Source organism: Cyanobium sp. Copco_Reservoir_LC18, assembly GCF_009834675.1.
GTDB lineage: Bacteria > Cyanobacteriota > Cyanobacteriia > PCC-6307 > Cyanobiaceae > Cyanobium > Cyanobium minutissimum.
Map to the genome: position 1 here is coordinate 242,207 of NZ_ASAC01000014.1, position 19,850 is coordinate 262,056.

The 19,850-nt window shown below is 69.6% G+C and carries 15 protein-coding genes; 6 read left to right on the forward strand and 9 right to left on the reverse strand.

Translation table 11 applies throughout. The annotated features are described in order from the left end of the window. Window positions 1-42 precede the first annotated feature (42 nt). Complete coding sequence (locus tag L107_RS08740; protein WP_159817937.1) at window positions 43-786, forward strand: SDR family oxidoreductase; 744 nt, start codon at window positions 43-45, stop codon at window positions 784-786. Between the two features lie 122 nt (window positions 787-908). Here L107_RS08740 and acnB read toward each other — a convergent pair whose 3' ends face one another. Continuing rightward, window positions 909-3,551: a bifunctional aconitate hydratase 2/2-methylisocitrate dehydratase gene (gene acnB, locus L107_RS08745; RefSeq protein ID WP_159817939.1), complete on the reverse strand. Its 2,643-nt coding sequence runs from the start codon at window positions 3,549-3,551 to the stop codon at window positions 909-911. A 164-nt stretch (window positions 3,552-3,715) separates the two neighbouring features. On the opposite strand from acnB, the gene L107_RS08750 reads away from it, so the two are divergent. Together L107_RS08750 and L107_RS08755 are read left to right on the forward strand one after the other, a co-directional pair. Further along, window positions 3,716-4,789 (forward strand): 3-deoxy-7-phosphoheptulonate synthase, encoded by a 1,074-nt coding sequence (locus L107_RS08750; protein WP_159817941.1) that lies wholly within the window; start codon window positions 3,716-3,718, stop codon window positions 4,787-4,789. A gap of 147 nt (window positions 4,790-4,936) precedes the next feature. Continuing rightward, a complete protein-coding gene (locus L107_RS08755) occupies window positions 4,937-5,293 on the forward strand; it encodes a hypothetical protein (RefSeq protein ID WP_159817943.1) in 357 nt (118 codons plus the stop codon). A 16-nt stretch (window positions 5,294-5,309) separates the two neighbouring features. Here L107_RS08755 and L107_RS08760 read toward each other — a convergent pair whose 3' ends face one another. From L107_RS08760 to L107_RS08790, 7 genes are all read right to left on the reverse strand, one after another. Continuing rightward, window positions 5,310-6,773: a mechanosensitive ion channel family protein gene (locus L107_RS08760; RefSeq protein WP_159817945.1), complete on the reverse strand. Its 1,464-nt coding sequence runs from the start codon at window positions 6,771-6,773 to the stop codon at window positions 5,310-5,312. Next, on the reverse strand, window positions 6,773-7,444 hold the full coding sequence (locus tag L107_RS08765) for a diacylglycerol/polyprenol kinase family protein (RefSeq protein ID WP_159817947.1): 672 nt from the start codon (window positions 7,442-7,444) through the stop codon (window positions 6,773-6,775). The genes L107_RS08760 and L107_RS08765 overlap by 1 nt, the downstream gene beginning before the upstream one ends. 20 nt (window positions 7,445-7,464) lie before the next feature. Next, complete coding sequence (locus L107_RS08770; protein WP_159817949.1) at window positions 7,465-8,490, reverse strand: sigma-70 family RNA polymerase sigma factor; 1,026 nt, start codon at window positions 8,488-8,490, stop codon at window positions 7,465-7,467. Window positions 8,491-8,608: 118 nt separating this feature from the next. After that, window positions 8,609-10,750: a polyphosphate kinase 1 gene (ppk1, locus tag L107_RS08775; RefSeq protein ID WP_236550595.1), complete on the reverse strand. Its 2,142-nt coding sequence runs from the start codon at window positions 10,748-10,750 to the stop codon at window positions 8,609-8,611. Window positions 10,751-10,805: 55 nt separating this feature from the next. Further along, window positions 10,806-12,053: an MFS transporter gene (locus tag L107_RS08780; RefSeq protein ID WP_159817953.1), complete on the reverse strand. Its 1,248-nt coding sequence runs from the start codon at window positions 12,051-12,053 to the stop codon at window positions 10,806-10,808. Window positions 12,054-12,094: 41 nt separating this feature from the next. Continuing rightward, window positions 12,095-13,399: a glycosyltransferase family 4 protein gene (locus L107_RS08785; protein ID WP_159817955.1), complete on the reverse strand. Its 1,305-nt coding sequence runs from the start codon at window positions 13,397-13,399 to the stop codon at window positions 12,095-12,097. A gap of 65 nt (window positions 13,400-13,464) precedes the next feature. Beyond that, window positions 13,465-14,457: a glycosyltransferase family 2 protein gene (locus L107_RS08790; protein ID WP_159817957.1), complete on the reverse strand. Its 993-nt coding sequence runs from the start codon at window positions 14,455-14,457 to the stop codon at window positions 13,465-13,467. 102 nt (window positions 14,458-14,559) lie between these two features. Here L107_RS08790 and L107_RS08795 point away from each other — a divergent pair, with 102 nt between their 5' ends. Continuing rightward, window positions 14,560-15,207, forward strand: a complete 648-nt coding sequence (locus L107_RS08795; RefSeq protein ID WP_159817959.1) for a succinate dehydrogenase — start codon at window positions 14,560-14,562, stop codon at window positions 15,205-15,207. Continuing rightward, a complete protein-coding gene (locus L107_RS08800; RefSeq protein ID WP_236550596.1) occupies window positions 15,204-17,126 on the forward strand; it encodes a fumarate reductase/succinate dehydrogenase flavoprotein subunit in 1,923 nt (640 codons plus the stop codon). Before L107_RS08795 ends, L107_RS08800 begins: the two co-directional genes overlap by 4 nt. Here L107_RS08800 and L107_RS08805 read toward each other — a convergent pair. Continuing rightward, window positions 17,083-18,858, reverse strand: coding sequence for a bifunctional diguanylate cyclase/phosphodiesterase (locus L107_RS08805; protein WP_159817961.1), 1,776 nt, complete (start codon window positions 18,856-18,858; stop codon window positions 17,083-17,085). The two genes, L107_RS08800 and L107_RS08805, sit on opposite strands and share 44 nt — an antisense overlap. A 247-nt stretch (window positions 18,859-19,105) precedes the next feature. Between L107_RS08805 and L107_RS08810 the strand changes: the two genes are divergently transcribed. Beyond that, a complete protein-coding gene (locus L107_RS08810) occupies window positions 19,106-19,849 on the forward strand; it encodes a succinate dehydrogenase/fumarate reductase iron-sulfur subunit (protein ID WP_159817963.1) in 744 nt (247 codons plus the stop codon). Window position 19,850: the final 1 nt, after the last annotated feature.

Genomic DNA, 19,850 nt, shown 5'->3' on the forward strand with positions numbered 1-19,850 from the left:
AGGTTTGCTGGGCATCCATGCCACTCAAGGGATCTGACGGCCATGACGCAGAAAGTTGCTGTAATCACGGGGAGTCACAAGGGCTTGGGTTACGCGATCGCTCGCAAGCTAGCGCAAGTCGAGAACATTCAAGTTGTCGTCACGAGTCGACGGGAGCAGGATGGGATCTACGCTCGACAGAGGCTAGCGTCTGAACATAATCAGGTGGACTTTCACTCTCTGGATGTCACCAGTGATGCCAGTGTGCAACAGTTCGTCGCCTGGATACAGCAAACCTATGGCAGGGTCGATATTCTAGTTAACAATGCAGGCGTTAATCCCTCCATGCAGCCCGAGGAGGCCAGCCTGCTTACTGTGAAGATGGAAACGATGCTGGATACATTGACAACCAATGTCTTGGCAGTGGCGCGTGTCACCCAGGCATTACTGCCATTGATGAAAGCGCAAGCCTATGGGCGGATCGTCAATGTGTCTACGGAGATGGCATCCCTCGCGTCCATGGAGAGTGACTTCTATCCATTGGCTCCTTCCTATCGCCTTTCCAAAGCTGGGCTGAACGCTCTGACAGTGCTTTGGGCAAAGGAGCTCCACGGCACCAATATCCTGGTGAATGCTTACTCCCCTGGCTGGATGCAGACTGACATGGGTGGCCCCGGCGCTCCCTTCACGGCCGATGAGGGTGCGGAAGTCGCCGTCTATCTGGCCACCCTTCCGGAGGGCGGCCCTCAGGGCAAGTTCTTTGCGGAAATGCGTAAGTTCGGAGGCCCGATCGCGCTCACCTGGTAAGCGGTCGCCTCCACAAACAGTGTTCCAGCCCGATGGAAGCCATGGATTGATCGGATCTCTGCAAGCCCGCTTCGGCTCCAGCCGGCCCGCCAGCCATCGGCTGCAGGGCCGGCCTTACACCCTTACACCTCCGCCAGCACCTTCTGCTCCTCCTCCACGCTCACCACGCGGCCGGCATCCTCGAAGCCATCGATCTGGTCGAAGTTGAGGTAGCGGTAGAGCTGGTCGGAGAGGGGATCGATCTTGGCCGCGGCGATCTCCAGGTACTCGGCCGGGCTGGGGATGCGGCCCAGCAGGGCGCACACCGCCGCCAGTTCGGCGCTGCCCAGGTACACCTGGGCGCCGTTGCCGAGGCGGTTGTTGAAGTTGCGGGTGCTGGTGGAGAACACGGTCGTGTTGTCCTCCACCCGGGCCTGGTTGCCCATGCACAGGGAGCAGCCGGGCAGCTCCATGCGGGCGCCGGCGGTCTCGAACTTGGCGGTGTAGCCCTCGGCCCGCAGCATCTCGTCGTCCATGCGGGTGGGGGGACACACCCACAGCCGGGCGGCGCTGGTGCCGGCCCCGTCCAGCACCGTGGCGGCGGCGCGGTAGTGGCCGATGTTGGTCATGCAGGAGCCGATGAACACCTCGTCGATCCGGTCGCCGGCCACCTCGCTCAGCAGCTTGACGTTGTCGGGATCGTTGGGGCAGGCCAGGATCGGTTCGGTCAGCTCGTCCAGGTTGATGTCGATCACCGCCGCGTACTCGGCATCGGCGTCGGCCTCCATCAGCACCGGATCGGCCAGCCAGGCCTCCATCGCCCTGATCCGCCGCGCCAGGGTGCGGGCATCGCTGTAGCCCCGGGCGATCATGTTGCGCATCAGTGCCACATTGCTGCGCAGGTATTCGCTCACCGTCTCGACACTCAGCTTGATCGTGCTGCCGGCGCAGGAGCGCTCGGCGGTGGCGTCCGTCAGTTCAAACGCCTGCTCCAGCTTCAGGTCGGGGAGCCCCTCGATCTCCATGATCCGGCCGCTGAAGATGTTCTTCTTGCCGGCCTTCTCCACCGTCAGCAGGCCCTGCTGGATGGCCACGTAGGGAATGGCATTCACCACGTCCCGAAGGGTGACGCCCGGCTGCAGGGAGCCGCTGAAGCGCACCAGCACCGATTCCGGCATGTCGAGCGGCATGGCGCCGATGGCGGCCGCGAAGGCCACCAGGCCCGAGCCGGCCGGGAAGGAGATCCCCAGCGGGAAGCGGGTGTGGCTGTCACCGCCGGTGCCCACCGTGTCCGGCAGCAGCAGGCGGTTGAGCCAGCTGTGGATGATGCCGTCGCCGGGCCGCAGGGCGACGCCGCCCCGGGAGCTGATGAAGTCCGGCAGCTCGGCGTGGGTCTTGAGATCCACCGGCTTGGGGTAGGCGGCGGTGTGGCAGAAGCTCTGCATCACCAGATCGGCGGAGAAGCCCAGGCAGGCCAGCTCCTTCATCTCGTCGCGGGTCATCGGTCCGGTGGTGTCCTGGCTGCCGACGCTGGTCATCAGCGGCTCGCAGCTGGTGCCCGGGCGCACGCCCGCCAGGCCGCAGGCCTTGCCCACCATCTTCTGGGCCAGGGTGAAGCCCTTGCCCGTGTCGGCCGGGGCCACCGGCCGGATGAAGGCCTCCGAGGGGGGCAGGCCCAGCTGCAGCCGCACCTTGTCGGTGAGGGAGCGGCCGATCAGCAGGGGGATGCGGCCACCGGCGCGCACCTCGTCGGCGATGGTGCTGGGCTTGAGCTCGAAGCGGGCCAGCACCTCCCCGGCCCCCGGTTCGCCGGCGGCCCGCTCGATCGTGCCGGCGTGGGGCCGGATCGTGATCACATCACCGCTGTTGAGGGCGCTGACGTCGCACTCGATCGGCAGGGCGCCGGAATCCTCGGCGGTGTTGAAGAAGATCGGCGCGATCTTGCCCCCGAGCACCACCCCGCCGCTGCGCTTGTTGGGCACGTGGGGGATGTCGGTGCCGATGTGCCAGAGCACCGAGTTGATCGCCGATTTGCGGGAACTGCCCGTGCCCACCACATCGCCCACGTAGGCCAGCGGATGGCCCTTCGCCTTCAGCTCGGCGATCAGGCCGAGCCCTTCGGGCATCCGCGTCTCCAGCATCGCCATCGCGTGCAGGGGGATGTCGGGGCGGGTGGTGGCGTGGGTGGCCGGCGACAGGTCGTCGGTGTTGGTTTCCCCGGGCACCTTGAACACCGTGACGGTGATCGCCTCCGGCAGGGGCGGCCGGGCGTGGAACCACTCCGCCGCCGCCCAGCTGTCCACCACCCGGCGGGCCAGGGGGTTGGTCTCGGCCAGCTCCAGCACGTCGTGGAAGGCGTCGTACACCAGCAGGGTGCGGCTCAGCCCCCGGGCGGCCTCCTCGGCGACGTCCGCCTGCGGGCAGGAGAGCAGCTCGATCAGGGCGCCGACGTTGTAGCCGCCGATCATGGTGGCCAGCAGGCGCGTGGCCTCCAGGGGGCTCACCAGGGGGCTCGTGGCCGTTCCCTTGGCGATCCCGCTCAGCCAGCCGGCCTTCACGTAGGCGGCCTCATCCACCCCCGGCGGAATCCGTTCGCTCAGCAGGTGCAGCAGAAAGGCTTCCTCACCGGCGGGCGGCTGCTCCAGCAGCTCGGTGAGGGCCTGGGCCTGGGGGGCCGTGAGCGGCAGGGGCGGCACGCCCAGGGCTTCGCGGGCCGCGGCGGCCTCGCGGTAGCCGGGCAGCAGGTCGGCCGGGGTCAGGGGAGCGGGGCTGGGGGAGATGGACATATGGACGGATGACCGGGTCGGACCCCCGGTTGGCATGGGCATGGGTTCCATTGTTCTTCCCCGCGGGTCCGCCCTCTGGTGACGACGGCTGCAGAAGTCGGCGCTGGCTTCGGTGCCGCCAGTTCGTAGGCTGGGGGGTCTGACCATTCCCCGCCGTCGGCCGCATGATCCCCACCTCCGATCTCCATGTGGTGGAAACCCGGCCGCTGGTGCCGCCGGCGGTGCTGCACCGGGAGCTGCCCCTCTCCGAGCAGGCGGCCCGCACCGTGCAGCAGGCCCGGGAGCGGATCAAGGCCATCCTGCACGCCGGCGACCAGCGGCTGCTGGTGATCGTCGGCCCCTGCTCGGTCCACGACGTGGCCGCCGCCCGGGAGTACGCCGAGGCGATCGCCCAGGCCCAGCGTCGCCACCGGGACGAGCTGGAGATCGTGATGCGGGTCTACTTCGAGAAGCCCCGCACCACCGTGGGCTGGAAGGGGATGATCAATGATCCCCACCTCGACGGCAGCTACGACATCAACACCGGCCTGCGCCGGGCCCGTTCCCTGCTGCTGCACCTGGCGGAGCTGGGCCTGCCGGCGGCCACCGAGGTGCTCGATCCGGTGGTGCCCCAGTACCTCGCCGACCTGATCAGCTGGACCGCCATCGGCGCCCGCACCACCGAGAGCCAGACCCACCGGGAAATGGCCTCGGGCCTGTCGATGCCGATCGGCTTCAAGAACGGCACCGACGGCAGCGCCGCCACCGCCATCAATGCCATGGAGGCGGCCGCCCGGCCCCACCATTTCCTGGGCATCAACAAGGAGGGCCAGGCCGCCATCGTCTCCACCACCGGCAACCCGGACGGCCACCTGGTGCTGCGGGGGGGCAAGAGCGGCCCGAATTTCCACGCCGAGGCTGTGGAGGCCGCCGCCGCCCTGCTGGCCCGGGACGGCCTGCCGGCCCGGCTGATGGTGGACTGCAGCCATGGCAACTCCAACAAGGACTACCGCCGCCAGGGGGAGGTGCTGCGCAGCGTGGCTGAGCAGGTGCGGGGCGGTTCCGTCCACGTGATGGGGGTGATGCTGGAGAGCCATCTGGTGGAAGGAAATCAGAAGATTTCCGCCGACCTGGCCTCACTCACCTATGGCCAGAGCATCACCGATGCCTGCATCGATCTGGCCACCACCCTGGATCTGCTCGTCGAGCTGGCGGAGGCCGTGCGCCAGGCCCAGGCCCGGAGTCTGGCCCTCGCCTGAGGGGCTGCGGAGATCTCCAGAGCACCGCAATCAGCACTCCGAGGGTGAGAGTGCTGATCCCATCTTCTGCAACAGAGTGTTCCTGGTGAACAGCTGACTGGCGTGCCCTGGGTACGTTTGGCATCAGCAAGATCGTGGTGGTCGCCGATGACCTATCTCCTGCAGTTCTGCGGGTTGTCCGACCCCTTGCAGCTCTTCTATCTCGAACAGAAATCGGCCGCCGCCCCCGCCGGTGGCACCGCGGCCCCCGGCCCGATCTACGGCGGCTTCCGCCCCTTCCAGCTCGACGACCTGCTGGGCTGGGCCCTCGACACGGCCCGGGGCCGCTGCTGGGACGGTGAGGCCATCCAGCGCCTGGTGATCGATGTCTGGATGGAGCGGGCCGATGTGATCCGCCAGTGGCAGCTGCGGCTGCGGGAGGAGCCGGCCGAACGGGTGCTGGTGGCCGGCATCGGCACCCAGCGCGACTGGGAGCTCCGCTGCGAGCAGCTCCTGCGGGCCTGAGCTGCTGGGGCGCCCCTCAGTCGCCCTCGAGGCCGAACAGCTGCCGCATCCTCTCCAGGATCGAGGTCTGGCGGCGGGCCGCATCCGGCGAGGAGAGTTTCTCCAGTTCGGAGCGCCGCTGGCCCACGATCGCCGCCAGCGCCTCCAGCACCCCGGCATCGTCCTCCACCAGGGGCATGAAGTCGTCCCGCTCCACCTCCAGCAGCACGCATTCGCCCCGCGAGCGCACCGTGGCCGTGCGGGGTTCCCCGGTGCAGACGGTCATCTCCCCGAAGATCTGATCCCGGCCCAGCACGGCCACCGAACGCCCCAGGGCTGAGCCGTCGGCCTTGAACACCTCCACCTCACCCTCCACCACCTGGAACAGGGCCTCCCCCTCCTCCCCCTCGGCCACGATCGTCTCGCCGGAGCCGAAGCGCAGGCAGCGCACCGAGCCGGCCAGCCGATCCACCTGCTCGGGATCCAGCTGGGCGAACAGCCAGCTGCGTCGCAGCAACTGCGCCGTCAGGGAGGCATCCACGCCGGTGGGGTGGGCCGGATCCCGCCGGGGCTGGCGCCGCTTCAGCTCCCGCACCGGATAGGGCAGCTCCCAGCCCTGCCGCTCCAGGGCATACCAGATCTGCTCCAGCAGCTCGCTGCGCAGCCGCAGCCGGTCCCCCTCCGACGGCCCCCGCTGGGCGGCCTGCAGCTCGTAGCGGATGCGGGAGTCCTCGTAGGCGAGGACCAGCACCTCCGGCGGTGGATCGTTCAGCACCAGGGGGTTCTCCGCCATCACCCGCTCCAGCAGCTGGCGGGCCCGGGCCGGCGGGATCTCGTAGCCCAGGGCGATCTCGAAGCGGTTGCCCACCGGTTCGTGCTGGCTGAAGCGCCGCATCGGGTTGTCCGCCACCGTGTTGTTGGGCAGGTTCACGGTCGAGCCGTCCTTGCGGCGCAGGCGGGTGCTCATCAGGTGCAGGGACTCCACCGTGCCGCTCTCGTCGCCGACGCTGATCCAGTCCCCCTCCCGGAAGGGGGGATCCACCTGCAGCTCGATGCCGGCGAACAGATCCTTGAGGGTCTCCTGGGCCGCCAGGCCGATCACGGCGGTGAGCACCGCCGAGGTGGTCACCAGGCCCACCAGGTTGAGGTTGGCCAGGCGCTGCAGCACCAGCACCGTCGCCAGGGCCGAGAGGCCCAGCATCAGCAGGTCGCGCAGGATCTTGGCGGTGGGTCGCCACCAGCCCAGGGCCTCCGGGCATTCCAGGACCAGCCAGCTCCCCAGGGCGATCAGGGCGTAGGCGATGGCCAGCTCGTCCACGGCGCCGAGCCAGGGCACACCGGCCGGCCGGCTGGTGCCGCCGATCCCGCACCACAGCAGCACCGCCACCAGCGGCAGCAGCAGGGGCGGCGACGGCAGGTGGAGGCGGCGGCTGGCCAGCCGCAGGGCCAGCAGGACCGCCGCCAGGGCCAGGCCGACCAGGATCCGCTCGATCGGTCCCATCAGCTCAGCACCCGCCACAGCCCGGCCACCGCCAGGGGCACGCTGATGTTGTCGATGCCCAGCAGGGCCCACTGCTCCAGCCCCGTCGCCACCAGGGCGATCAGGGCGATCGCGGCCGGCGCCGGACCACCGCCCAGGAGGCCCAGGGTCAGCAGCACCGCCAGGCTGGCGATCCCCATGGCGGCCGTGCCGGCCAGGGAACGCCGCTCGCCGAACACCGTCCAGCTCGGTGACGGGATCAGCGGGCCCAGCAGGCCGGCCAGGCCGTCGCCGAACGCCATCACCAGCACGCCCGCCGCCACCGTGTCGGGGTGGGCGGGCCACCAGAGCCACAGCAGCAGGGTGATCGAGGCGCCGTAGGCGACCGTGCCGTAGCTGCGGCGCTCCACGTCCTCGATCGCCGGCAGCACCCGCACCCGGTGGTTGAGGGCGGCCAGCAGGGTGATGGCGGCGGCGGCGGGCACCGCGATCAGCCGCTCGACGCCGAAGGCCCAGGCGATCAGCACCACCGGCCCGGCCCCGATGTGCATCAGCTTGCGGCTCCATTCCCGCTGGTCGGGCCAGCGGCGGCGCACCAGCAGCGATCCGGCGCTGAGCAGGGCCAGCCAGGCGGCCACGGCCAGCACGCCGGTCAGTCGGCCCAGGTCGTCATGCTCCGGTGGAAGGGCCAACGCCAGCGGGGTTGCTCGGGTCAGGCGGCCTGGTGAAGGTTGCTCATCAGGCGCAGCTTCATGATCGCCTTGGCCTCCAGCTGCCGCACCCGTTCACGGGAGACGTTGATCTGACGGCCGATCTCGGCGAGGGTGAGCGGTTCGGCACCCTCGAGCCCGAAGCGCAGCCGCAGGATCTTCTGCTCCCGTTCGTTCAGCTGGGAGAGCCAGGCGCCCAGGTGCTCCTTCTGCAGATGGCGGTCCATCGAGTCGAAGTGCTCGTTGCTGGCCGGATCCGCGATCAGCTCGCCCAGGGTGCTGCGGTCCTCCTCCCCGCGGGCGTGGGCGTCGAGGGAGGCGCAGGGGGCGCTCTGGGTCATCAGTTCCTCGAGCTCCTCCGGCTGCATGCCCATGGCATGGGCCAGCTCGAGCCGGTTGGGCTGGCGCCCGAGCCGGTGGGAGAGCTCGCGGGTGATGCGCCGCATCTTCGAGAGCTTCTCGCTGATGTGAATCGGCAGGCGAATCGTGCGGGCGCTGTTATCGATGGCGCGCGTCATTCCCTGGCGGATCCACCAGTAGGCGTAGGTGGAGAACTTGTAGCCCATGGCGGGGTCGAATTTGTCGACGGCCCGCTCCAGGCCGATCGCCCCTTCCTGCACCAGATCGAGCAGTTCGAGGCCCTGGTTCTGATACTTCTTGGCGACGCTCACCACCAGCCGCAGATTGGCGGCCATCATGCGATCGCGGGCCCGCTGGGCCATGCGCAGCTGGCGCCTCTGGCGGGCCGTGAGTTCCCCCTCGACGAGGGACAGCAACGTCTTGCCGGCCTGGACGTGATGGGCGAGTTCGATCTCCTCAGCCGGTGTGAGAAGCGGCACACGGCCGATGGTGCTGAGATACCAACCAATGGAGTCGGCGCTGATGCGCCCCCCTTGGCGGGCCGTCGTCTTGGCTGTGGCTGTCGGCTTGGAACTGACTGAACCGCCGCTGGGTCTGGTCCTGCTGGACGAAGACCCATCCGCACTGCTTTTCAGCAGCGAGAGGGCGGAATGCAGAGGTGTCCCCATCACCCCAGGCTCCCGAATGAATTTGGGCGGAATGTAGCACCGCGGGAAGGTTGAAGCCCTGATCAGGGGGTCAGATTGTATGTACGTTGGCTGAAAAATGTTGCGTATGTCGTGATGGCTACGCTTTGGCCTCCGAAACAAGGCCGCCCCGCCAGCGTTCCATCAGCAGCTTCTGGGTCAGTTTCGGCTCGCCGGAGTGCTGACGCTGTGCAAAGTGTCCATCACTGTGCATGTGCCAGGCGCCCGTATCGGTCAGGTAAAGCTCAAGCAAGGCCTCGATCTGCTGCTGGAGACGCGGGTCCTCGATCGGCGCCACCGCCTCCACCCGTCGATCCAGGTTGCGGGGCATCCAGTCGGCGCTGCCGAAGAACATCTCCGGCTGGCCGCCGTTGGCGAACCAGAACAGCCGCGAATGCTCCAGGAAGCGACCGATGACACTCACCACCGTGATGCCCTCGCTGACCCCCTCCACCCCCGGCCGGAGGCAGCACATGCCGCGGATGATCAGTTCGATCCGCACCCCGGCGGCCGAGGCTTCGTAGAGCAGGGCGATGATCGCCGGATCGACCAGGGCATTCATCTTGGCCTTGATGTGGCCGCTGCGACCTGCCTTGGCGTGTTCGATCTCCCGCCGGATCAACCCCTCCATTCCCTTGCGCAGGGTGACGGGCGCCACCAGCAACTTGCGGAAGCTCTGCTGCTTGGAGAATCCGGTCAGGTAGTTGAACAGTTCCACCAGGTCCTGGCCGAAGTCCTCCCGGGCCGTCAGCAATCCGATGTCGGTGTAGAGCGAGGAGGTCTTGGAGTTGTAGTTGCCGGTGCCGATGTGCACGTAGCTCCGCAGCGCCCCCTTCTCCCGCCGTACCACCAGCAGCACCTTCGTGTGGGTCTTGAGTCCCAGCACCCCGTACACCACATGCACCCCGGAGCGCTCCAGCTGGCGGGCCCACTGAATGTTGTTGTCCTCGTCGAAACGGGCCTTGAGCTCCACCAGCGCCATCACCTGCTTGCCGTTCTCGGCGGCGCGGATCAGGGAGGCCACCACCGGCGAATCCTTCGACGTGCGGTAGAGGGTCATCTTGATGGCCAGCACCGAGGCATCGGCGGCGGCCTGGCTGAGGAATTCCTCCACGGAGGTGGAGAACAGGTCGAAGGGATGGTGCAGCAGCACATCGCCGCGCCGCAGCACCGAGAAGATGCTCTCGAACTCCTCCTGCTTGATCGAGCCGTCCTCCAGCTGGCTGCGCTGGGCCCGCACCAGGGCCGGCGCCGTGCGTCCCTTGTGGGGGGCGTCCCGCAGCTGGCTGAGGGGGATCGCCATCAGGCTCATCAGGTCGTCGAGGCCGAGGGGACCGTTGGTGCGGTACACGTCCTCCGGTTCCACGTCGGTGCCCTCCATCAGCAGGTGCACCACCTCCTCGGGCATCTCGTCGGCCACCTCCACCCGCACCACCTCGCCGCCCACCCGGCGCTTGCGCAGACCCTCCTGCAGGGCCTCCATCAGGTCGTCCGCCTCCAGATCCCGCAGCTCCAGGTCGGCGTCCCGGGTGATCCGGAAGAAGTAGTGCCCCTCGATGGTCATGCCCGGGAACAGCCAGCGCAGGTTGAAGGCCACCAGCTGCTCGAGCGGAACCGCCGTGTAGCCAGGGGTGGGCACGACGCCGCTCAGCTCGGTGGGGATCGGCACGAAGCGCGGCAGGATCTTCTGGGGCACCTTCACCCGGGCGAACTGCTGCCGGCCCGTGTCCGGGTCGCGGATCAGGGCCGCCACGTTGAGGCTCAGGTTGCTCAGGAACGGGAAGGGGTGGGCCGGGTCCACCGCCAGGGGGGTGAGCACCGGAAAGATCGCCCTGCGGAAGTAGTCATCGGCCCAGGTCTTCTGGGCCTCGTTGAGCCGCAGGTAGTCGAGCAGCTGGACCCCGTACTCGGCCAGATGGGTCTTGAGGGAGTGACGGTAATGCTGCTGCTGCATCTCCAGCAACGGCCGCAGCTTCTTCTGGATCGCCTCCAGCTGTTCCTGGGGCGTCAGGCCGTCGTCGCTGCGGCTGGTGACCCCCGCTTCCAGCTGGGACTTCAGGGATGCCACCCGCACCATGAAGAACTCGTCGAGGTTGTTGCTGAAGATGGCGCTGAACTTGGCCTGCTCCAGCAGCGGTGTGTGCTCATCCAGCGCCAGGGCCAGCACCCGGTGGTTGAAGTCGATCCAACTCAGCTCGCGGTTGATGTAGAGATCGGGAGCGACGACCGGCTGCGACGACATACGGCGGGGCTCCGCGGGCATGAGAAACGGCAACGTAGCAATGGCGCTCCCGCCCTCAGGGTGTCGCCTCTGCTTGACGGTGGGTGCCCGCCGCCACAAGCCACACCACCACGGCCATCAGGACGATCCCCAGCCAGAACGGACTGCGGCGGCCGATGGTCTCGTAGGCCAGGCCCGCCAGGGGCGGGCCGAGGAAGCTGGCCAGGCTCTGCAGGCCCTGCAGGCTGCCCAGGGCGGCGCCCTGGCCGCTGTCGGCGAGGCGCCGTGACACCAGGCTGCGCAGGCTGGGGGTCACCAGGCCGGTGCCCAGGGCCAGGATCGCCACCGCCGTGAACACCAGGGGCACGGCGTTGCCCCGATCCGCCAGGGGCACCAGCAGGAAGCCGGCCATGACGCAGCCCAGGCCGATCTGGGTGAGGCGCCACTCCCCCAGCCGCTGCACCAGCGGACCGATCAGGCCCCCCTGCACCACCGTGGCCACCACCCCGACCACCAGGAAGGCGCCGGCCGAGAGGCCCGGGCCCCAGCCGAAGGCCTGCTTGAAGTACAGCACCAGCAGGGCGGTGAAGCCGCTGAAGCCCAGGAAGAACAGGAAGAAGGCGGCGCAGAGGCGGCGCACCCGCGGATCGGCGAACACCCGCTGCAGCTGGCCGAAGGGCTGCAGCTCCCAGACCCTGGGCAGGGGCAGCCGCGCCTGGGGCGGATGGGTTTCCGGCAGCAGGGTCACCACCACCACCAGGTTCAGCGCGGCGAACCCCACGGCGAGCAGCAGCGGCAGGCTGACGTTGATGCGACCCAGCAGTCCGCCCAGGGCCGGCCCGAGGATGAACCCCAGCCCGAAGGCCACGCCGATCAGGCCGAAGGCCCGGGCCCGCCGTTCCGGCGTCGAGATGTCGGCCAGCACCGCCGCGGCGGTGGCGGCGGTGCCGCCGCTCACCCCGTCGATCAGGCGGGCGGCGAACAGCAGGGCCAGGGGCAGGCCGGCGGCGGCCGCCGCCGGCCAGACCCGGCCCCAGGGCAGGATCACGGTGAGGGCGAACAGGCCCAGGCCCAGCACCGAGCCGGCGACGCAGGCCGTGATCACCGGCTTGCGGCCGTAGCGGTCGCTGAGGGCCCCGATCAGGGGGGTGAAGGTGAACTGGGCGATGGCGTAGCTGCCCGCCAGCAGGCCGAGGGTGCGGCCGTCGGTGGTGAAGTCCGCCAGCAGGAACGGCAGCAACGGGAAGACGATGCTCTCCCCCAGCCGGTCGTTCAGCAGCGTCAGGAAGGCGCAGAGGAGGGTGGAGGGGCGCGACAGTCGCACGGCCGGGAGCCGGGGATCCCTGGCACCCTCCCATGGCGGGGTCACCCGCCCCGTCGGCGGCCCAGGACCCCCCGGATCCGATGCTTGGCCCTGGCCACGGCCGTGCGCAGAGCCTGCCGCAGGGCGGCGGAGCGGGATCGGGGGGCCCGGTACTCCCGATGGAAGGAGGACGGGATCCCCCGCAGGCCCTCGATCCGGCGGCAGGGGACCGGGTAGGGGCTCGACGGGGCGGCCCCGCCCTGCTGATCGAGGTCCTCCAGCAGCCGGCGCCACTGCCGGTAGCTGGCGTCGGCGTCGTAGCGGCTGCTGACGAGCTCCCTGGCCGCCGTCGAGCAGCGCCGCCAGAGGGCGGGATCGTCGGCCAGCCGCAGCAGGGCGGCGGCGGCCTCGTCGGGATCCTCCGACACCAGCAGGCCGGTGCGTCCGTCCTCGACCAGCTCGGGGATGCCGCTGGGGATGCGGCGCACCACGGGCACCACCCCGGCCGCCATCGCCTCCAGCAGGGCGATCGGCAGCCCCTCGAAGTCGGACATCAGCAGGATGGCCTGGGCGTCCAGGAGCCGGGCCTTCACCTCCCCGGGGGGGAGCGATCCGCTGAAGTCGATCGCACCGGCGAGGCCGGCCTCGGCCACCTGCCGTTCGCAGTCCGGGCGGGCATAGCCGTCGCCGATCAGGGTGGCGCGGAGGGCGCCGTGGGAACGGCAGGCTCGGATCAGGGCCTGGATCACCAGGGAGGCCCGTTTCTGGTGCTCCCAGATCCGGCCGCTGAACACCACCCGGAACGGATCGGCGCGGAACTCCGTCGCCGCCTCCGGCACTTGGACGCCGTAGGGAATCACCTGCGCCGGCCGATCGATGCCCCGGGCGGTGCACGCCTCGTGGATGTGGCGCGAGACGCAGACGAGGACACTTCCCTGGCGGGCGCCCCCGAAGGCCCCGACGGTCGCCCAGTAGTCGGGATCGTCCGAATGCAGGGTGAGGGCCCAGGGCAGCCCCCGCCGGCCGGCCTGGGCCGCCGCGGCGTAGTGGGCCGGCTTGCACTGGGGCAGGAACACCGTGGGCCGCCAGTGGTTGAGGAAGGCCAGGGTGTCCCGGGCGTCCGCCGCCAGGCTGGCCCGCCTAGGGGTGGCGAACACCGCGATCCCCTCACGCCGGAGGGACGCGAACAGCGGCGGTTCGTCCTCCCCCGCAGCGGGTCCTTCGCGGCCCCCCGCGCCGGGTGCGACCACGAAATGGATGGCGACGCTGACGCCATCGGCCGCCAGTCGTCGGGCCAGTCCCAGCACCCAGGTGGTGACGCCGCTGATGTCATCCGCCTGGCTGTAGTGGGCAAAGGCGACGCGCAATGACCACCCTGAACTGCCGGGCCAACGATAGTCGCGGCCACCGGGTCGGCCCTGGCCCGGGCGTTTCAGCCGCTGGGCCAGCCCAGGTAGCGGCGGCGCAGCTGCGGGGATTGCAGCAGCCGCGCGTACAGCCCCAGGCGCAGGGGGCCGTGCAGGATGCGGATCAGCAGCTTCTCGGCCAGCGATGGCCGGTAGCGCCAGAGGTATTCGTAGAGAATCCAGTCCCAGCCGCCGCTGGTGGCGACGGCATGCCAGCGCCAGGCCGGCTTCGGCCGGGTGATCCGCAGCACCGAGGCGATGGCGGAGGAGTATTCCGCGAAGCGGAGCCGTTCCCGGCGGCGGCTGACGGTGCTGCGGGTGGTCTGGTCGTGGCAGCGGAAGCCGGAGAGGGCGTCGGCGTCGAAGGCCACGGTGCCACCCATCCGCATCAGGTAGTGGCTCCAGAACAGCCAGTCGCCGGTGCAGCGCCGGCCGGCGGTCAGCGGCCCCAGGGCCTGGAGGGTCGCGGGATCGGGCCTGCGGAACACCACGCCGCTGGCATTGGCGATGACGTTGCCCCGGTCCATGTAGGTGCGACACAGCTGCGACCCTTCGAGGGTGAAGGAGTGCTGCCAGCGCTCGGGGTCGAAGTGATCCGGCCAGAAGCTCTGGTCGGCGATCGGATCGCCTGCGGCATCAATCGTGGTGGTGCGGCAGTAGGCCAGCACGCTGCCGTCCTCGAGGTGGCGCACCATCCGTTCCAGGAACAGCGGCGAGCAGGTGTCATCCGATTCGGCGATCCAGATGTAGCGGCCCGTGGCCATGGCCATGCCGTTCAGCCACTGCGCGCAGGGCTGGCCTGAGTTGACCGCATTGCAGACCAGCCGGTGGGGATGGGCCCGCAGCCGCTCCCGGATCACCGCGAGGGAATCGTCGCTGGAGGCGTCATCGAGAACGATCAGCTCGAAGTCCTGAAACGTCTGGTCGAGGATCGATCGCAGCCGCTCGCCGAGGAAGGCCCGGTGGTTGAAGTTGGGTACGATGACGCTGACGAGGGGCGACTGGTCGGACCGCTTCATGGGGGCGCCCCACCCGGTGAGTGGCGGCCGGGTCCCCCGTCCCGGCCGATCCCGCCGCTGCCTTCTGCCACCTTGCCTCCAGGGGCGCTGACCGCCAGCTGAATGATCACCGGATTCTGGATCGCCGTCACCGGCCTGGTGCTTGTCCTCTTCCTGGCCGTCCATCTCGGTGGCGTGCTCCTGGCCGTGGTGGATCCGCCGTCGTTCGAAACCTATGCCGCCTCCCTGCACCGGCAGGGCTGGCTCCCCTGGCTGGAGGTGGCGCTGCTGGCGGCCGGTCTGGGCCACCCCCTGCTCTCGCTGCACCGGGCCCACCTCAATCGCCGGGCCCGCGGGCCGGTGGCCGGCCCCCTGCGCAGCCGCCGCCAGGGCCCGTGGGAACCCGTGGCGGCCCTGGCGGGCCGGGCCATCCCCTGGAGCGGTTCGCTGCTGCTGCTGTTTCTCCTCCTGCACCTGGCCCAGCTGCGCTGGCCGCGGCCTGCGGCCGGGGCTGAGCTGGCCGCCCTGATGGAGGTGCTGGGAGCACCCTGGAGCCTGGCCCTGTACGCGGCCGCCGGAGTCGCGGCGGGTCTGCACCTGATCCACGGCACCGAGAGCGCCGTGCGCCGGCTGGGGCTGCTGGAGCCCGCCAATGCGGCCGCCCTGCGGCTGGGGGGCAGGGGCCTGGCCCTGCTGCTGGGGGCGGGGTTCACCCTGGTCCCCATCGCCCTGGTGCTGCGGCCCGCGGCCCCGCTGCTGGCCGGCGGATGAGCACGCCGATGCGGCTGGATCCGCGCCTGCCCGACGGCCCCGTCGCCACCGCCTGGCAGCGGTGCCGCGAGAGCCTGCCGCTGATCAGCCCCAACCGCAAGCAACGGCTGCGGATCCTGGTGGTGGGCAGCGGTCTGGCGGGGGCTTCGGCGGCCGCCAGCCTGGCCGAGCAGGGCTACCGGGTGCAGGTGCTCACCTACCACGACAGCCCCCGCCGGGCCCACTCGGTGGCGGCCCAGGGGGGCATCAACGCCGCCCGCAACTACGCCAACGACGGCGACAGCGTCGAGCGCCTGTTCCGCGACACGGTGAAGGGCGGTGATTTCCGTGCCCGGGAGGCCGGCTGCCACCGGCTGGCGGAGATCAGCGGCGCGATCATCGACCAGTGCGTGGCCCAGGGGGTGCCCTTCGCCCGGGAGTACGGCGGCACCCTCGCCAACCGCAGCTTCGGCGGCGCCCTGGTGAGCCGCACCTTCTACGCCCGCGGCCAGACGGGCCAGCAGCTGCTCTACGGCGCCTACCAGGCGATGCTGCGCCAGGTGGCCGCCGGAAGGGTGCAGCTGCTCTGCCGCCGCGACATGCTCGACCTGGTCGTCCATGACGGCAGGGCCAGGGGGGTGGTCTGCCGCCACCAGCGCACCGGTGCGCTGGAGGTGATCAGCGCCGATGCGGTGCTGCTGGCCACCGGTGGCTATTCGAACGTCTACTACCTCTCCACCAATGCCCTGAAGTCGAACGCCACGGCGATCTGGCAGGCCCACCGGCGCGGAGCCTGGTTCGCCAACCCCTGCTTCACCCAGATCCACCCCACCTGCATCCCCAGCGGCGACGTCCACCAGAGCAAGCTCACCCTGATGAGCGAGAGCCTGCGCAACGACGGCCGGATCTGGCTGCCGCTGCGTCCCGGCGACGACCGGCCGCCGGCGGCGATTCCGGAGGCGGAGCGGGACTACTTCCTCGAGCGCCAGTACCCCAGCTACGGCAACCTGGTGCCGCGGGATCTGGCCTCACGCCGCGCCCGCGAGCTCTGCCTGGAGGGCCGGGGCGTCGGGCCCGGCGGCCGGTCGGTGTACCTCGATCTGGCCGGGGCCATGGCCCGGGACGGCACCGCGGCGATCGACGCCCGCTACGGGAACCTGCTGGAGATGTACGAGCGGATCACCGGGGAGGACCCCAGGGTCACGCCGATGCGGATCTATCCCGCCCCCCACTACACGATGGGCGGTCTGTGGGTCGATTACCACCTGATGAGCACCGTGGGCGGCCTGTTCGTGCTCGGGGAGGCCAATTTCTCCGAGCACGGCGCCAACCGGCTCGGGGCCAGTGCCCTGATGCAGGCCCTGGCCGACGGGTACTTCATCGCCCCGGCGACGGTCACGGGCTGGCTGGCCGGCGCCGGTGCCGGTGTCCTGGCGGACGACCACCCGGCCTGCCGCGAGGCGGTGGCGGCCGTGGAGGCACGCATCGGCGCCCTGCGAAACACGGGGGGAAGCCAGCCGGTGGATGTCTTCCACCGCCGGCTGGGCCACCTGATGATCGACGCCTGCGGCATCAGCCGCCGCGCCGATCGGCTCACGGCGGCGCTCGCCGTGCTGGAGGCCCTGCGCCAGGACTTCCTCGGGGATCTGCGCCTCCCGGACCGGGACGGTGTCCTCGACGGCGAACTGGAGAAGGCGCTGCGGCTGGAGGACTTCTTCGGGCTGGCGGATCTGATGCTGCGGGACGCGCTGACGCGGGAGGAATCCTGCGGTGCCCACTTCCGCGAGGAGCATCAGACCCCGGACGGGGAAGCCCTGCGGGACGACGCGCGCTTCGCCCACATCGCGGCCTGGGAGCACCGGCCCGGCGCCACCCCCGTGCGCCACTGCGAGCCCCTCACCTACCGATCCGTTGTGCCGGGACCGCGAAACTACGGCTGAGCGGCTCGGGCCGGCCGAAGAAGAACCCCTGGCCCTGGTCGCAGCCCATGGCGAGCAGTCCCTCGTGCTGCTCGGCGGTCTCGATGCCTTCGGCGATCAGGCCCAGGCCCAGGTCGTGGGACAGGCGGATCATGGCATCGAGCACCACGGCCTTGCGGTGGTCGTTGAGAAAGTCGGCGATGAAACTGCGATCGACCTTGATCGAGTCGATCGGCAGCCGTGCCAGCCACGACATGCTCGAGTACCCGGTGCCGAAGTCATCGAGATGCACCTTGACGCCGGCCTCCCGCAGGCGGCTCAGCTCGCAGGTGGCCAGTTCGGGGTGTTCGATCAGGATGCTTTCGGTCACCTCGATCACGGTCCAGCTGGGATCCACCCCGACCCGCTCCGCCTGGGTGAGGAAGTAATCGCTGAGGCCGCTTTCCTTCAGCTGCAGGGGACTCACATTGATCGCCATCGTGATCTCCGAGCCCCTGGCGCGTAGCTCGGCGAGGTGCCGGAGGGCTTCGTTGATCACCCAGCGGCCGATGGGCAGGATCAGGGCCGTGCGCTCGGCAAGGGGGATGAATTCCGAGGGGGTGGCGATCGGCGCCGTGATCGCGCCAAGGCGCAGCAGGGCCTCCATTCCCACCACCGTCCGATCCTCCAGCCCGACGATCGGCTGGTAGGCGAGAAACATGGCCTCGTGCTGGATCGCCTCCTCCAGCTGATGGCGCAGATGGATGTTCTTCCTGACCTTCTTGTCGATGGAAGAATGGTAGAAAGCGATGTGCTGGTCGTTGCTCTTGGCTTCGTACATGGCGAGATCCGCCCGCCGGATCAATTCATCGATGGAGATGTCCGGATCGTCCGAGATGGTGATGCCGATGCTCATCGATGGGCGGATGGTGTGGCCTTCCACCGACCACGCCTGGCCGACGGCGTCGTTGAGGCGCATCGCCAGCTGCAGGGCATCGGCCTCATTGAAGATGCCCATGGTGAGGACAACGAATTCGTCACCACCGAGGCGCGACAGAATGTCGCCGAAACGCAGCGAGCGCTGCAGCCGGCGGCCGATCTCGATCAGCAGGTCATCGCCGATCTGATGGCCGTGCAGGTCGTTGATCTCCTTGAAATTGTTGAGATCGCAGAACAGGATGCTGATCCTGCCGCCACTCTGGCGCTGGGTCTTGAGGGCGGCGCCGATGCTGACGTGGAGCCCGCGGCGGTTGGGAAGGCCCGTGACCGGACACTCCATCACCTTGGTGGCCAGGGCGAGCCGTTCCAGTTCCAGGGCCCGGTTGAGGTTCTCGGTCTGCTGGCGGCGCCGCTCGATTCGCTCCACCTCGACCCGCAGCTGCTCGTAGGAGAGCATGGCGCTGACGTCCCGGAAGCAGAAGATCAGCGGCCGCAGCCGCTCGCTGCGGATCGGCTTCCACTCGATCTCGATGGCCCGCAGCTTGCTGCGGTCCAGCACCCGGGTGAAGTGCCCACCGAGGTCGCCGCCGGCAAGCACCAGTTCCGGGTTGAGCAGGGGGGCGCTGTCGCAGTCGCGGGGCAGCTGGTCGTAGATCGATTCGCCCAGGACCGCCGGGGGGGTGCGGTCCACCAGCCGGGCGTAGCTGGCGTTGCACCACAGCACCCGCCCCTCGCAACTGGTGATCACCAGGGCATCGCTGATCGTGCCGAGGGCCGCCTCGAGACGGCCCATCGAGCGGCGAAGTTCCACGACAAGTTTTCGGTTGTCGTTCACGGGGCGGTCGTTCTCGGGTCGTTCACACGGGACGCTCAGGGGACAGCTGGGACCCGATTCGGAGTGGGGGCCGGACCCCTATTTCTGAAAATTGACTGAGTCTTGCATCTTTCGCCCCGCCACCGGGGCCCTGGCCGCACGGATGAAGCGGAACGACAACATCCCCGCCGCCCGAGCAGCAGAATCGGGGTCGACCCCGGTGCCATCGGGGACTCGCCGACGGCAGCCCCATGCCACCGCCGTTCCCATGCCGACCGTTTCCCTCACCCTTAGGATCTGGCGCCAGGCCGGTCCCGACCAGCCCGGCGGCTTCGAGGTCCACGGGCTCGAGGCGGTGTCCACCGACCTCTCCCTGCTGGAAGCCCTCGACCTGCTCAACGAACGGCTGATCGCCGCCGGTGGCCGGCCGGTGGGCTTCGAGCACGACTGCCGTGAGGGCATCTGCGGGTCCTGCGGCTTTCTCGTCAACGGCCAGGCCCAGGGGCCCCAGCGGGCGACGAGCGTCTGCCAGCTCTACCTGCGCCAGTTCCGCGACGGCGCCGTGCTGACGCTGGAGCCGTTCCGCGCCCGGGCCTTCCCCGTGCTGCAGGACCTGGCGGTGGACCGTTCCGCCTTCGACCGGATCATCGCCAGCGGCGGCTACTGCTCGATCAACACCGGCAGTGCGCCGGAGGCCAACGCCCTGCTGATCGGCCGGGAGCAGGCGGCCCTGGCCTTCGACGCCGCCACCTGCATCGGCTGCGGCGCCTGCGTCGCCAGCTGCCGCAACGCCTCCGCCAGCCTGTTCGTGGCGGCCAAGCTGGCGCACCTGGGCCAGCTGCCCCAGGGCCAGCCGGAGCGCAGGGACCGCGCCCGGGCCATGCAGGACCGGATGGTCAGCGAGGGCTTCGGCAGCTGCAGCAGCCACCTGGAATGCGAGGCCGCCTGCCCCAAGCAGATCTCCGCCGACTGGATCAGCTGGATGCACCGCGAAGCCTGGCGGCGCCCCTGAG

Excerpts from the sequence above, each read along its gene's own strand:
- L107_RS08740 (WP_159817937.1), top strand. The coding sequence starts at position 43 with ATGACGCAGAAAGTTGCTGTAATCACGGGGAGTCACAAGGGCTTGGGT.
- acnB (WP_159817939.1), bottom strand. The coding sequence starts at position 3,551 with ATGTCCATCTCCCCCAGCCCCGCTCCCCTGACCCCGGCCGACCTGCTG.
- L107_RS08750 (WP_159817941.1), top strand. The coding sequence starts at position 3,716 with ATGATCCCCACCTCCGATCTCCATGTGGTGGAAACCCGGCCGCTGGTG.
- L107_RS08755 (WP_159817943.1), top strand. The coding sequence starts at position 4,937 with ATGACCTATCTCCTGCAGTTCTGCGGGTTGTCCGACCCCTTGCAGCTC.
- L107_RS08760 (WP_159817945.1), bottom strand. The coding sequence starts at position 6,773 with ATGGGACCGATCGAGCGGATCCTGGTCGGCCTGGCCCTGGCGGCGGTC.
- L107_RS08770 (WP_159817949.1), bottom strand. The coding sequence starts at position 8,490 with ATGGGGACACCTCTGCATTCCGCCCTCTCGCTGCTGAAAAGCAGTGCG.
- ppk1 (WP_236550595.1), bottom strand. The coding sequence starts at position 10,750 with ATGTCGTCGCAGCCGGTCGTCGCTCCCGATCTCTACATCAACCGCGAG.
- L107_RS08790 (WP_159817957.1), bottom strand. The coding sequence starts at position 14,457 with ATGAAGCGGTCCGACCAGTCGCCCCTCGTCAGCGTCATCGTACCCAAC.
- L107_RS08795 (WP_159817959.1), top strand. The coding sequence starts at position 14,560 with ATGATCACCGGATTCTGGATCGCCGTCACCGGCCTGGTGCTTGTCCTC.
- L107_RS08800 (WP_236550596.1), top strand. The coding sequence starts at position 15,204 with ATGAGCACGCCGATGCGGCTGGATCCGCGCCTGCCCGACGGCCCCGTC.
- L107_RS08810 (WP_159817963.1), top strand. The coding sequence starts at position 19,106 with ATGCCGACCGTTTCCCTCACCCTTAGGATCTGGCGCCAGGCCGGTCCC.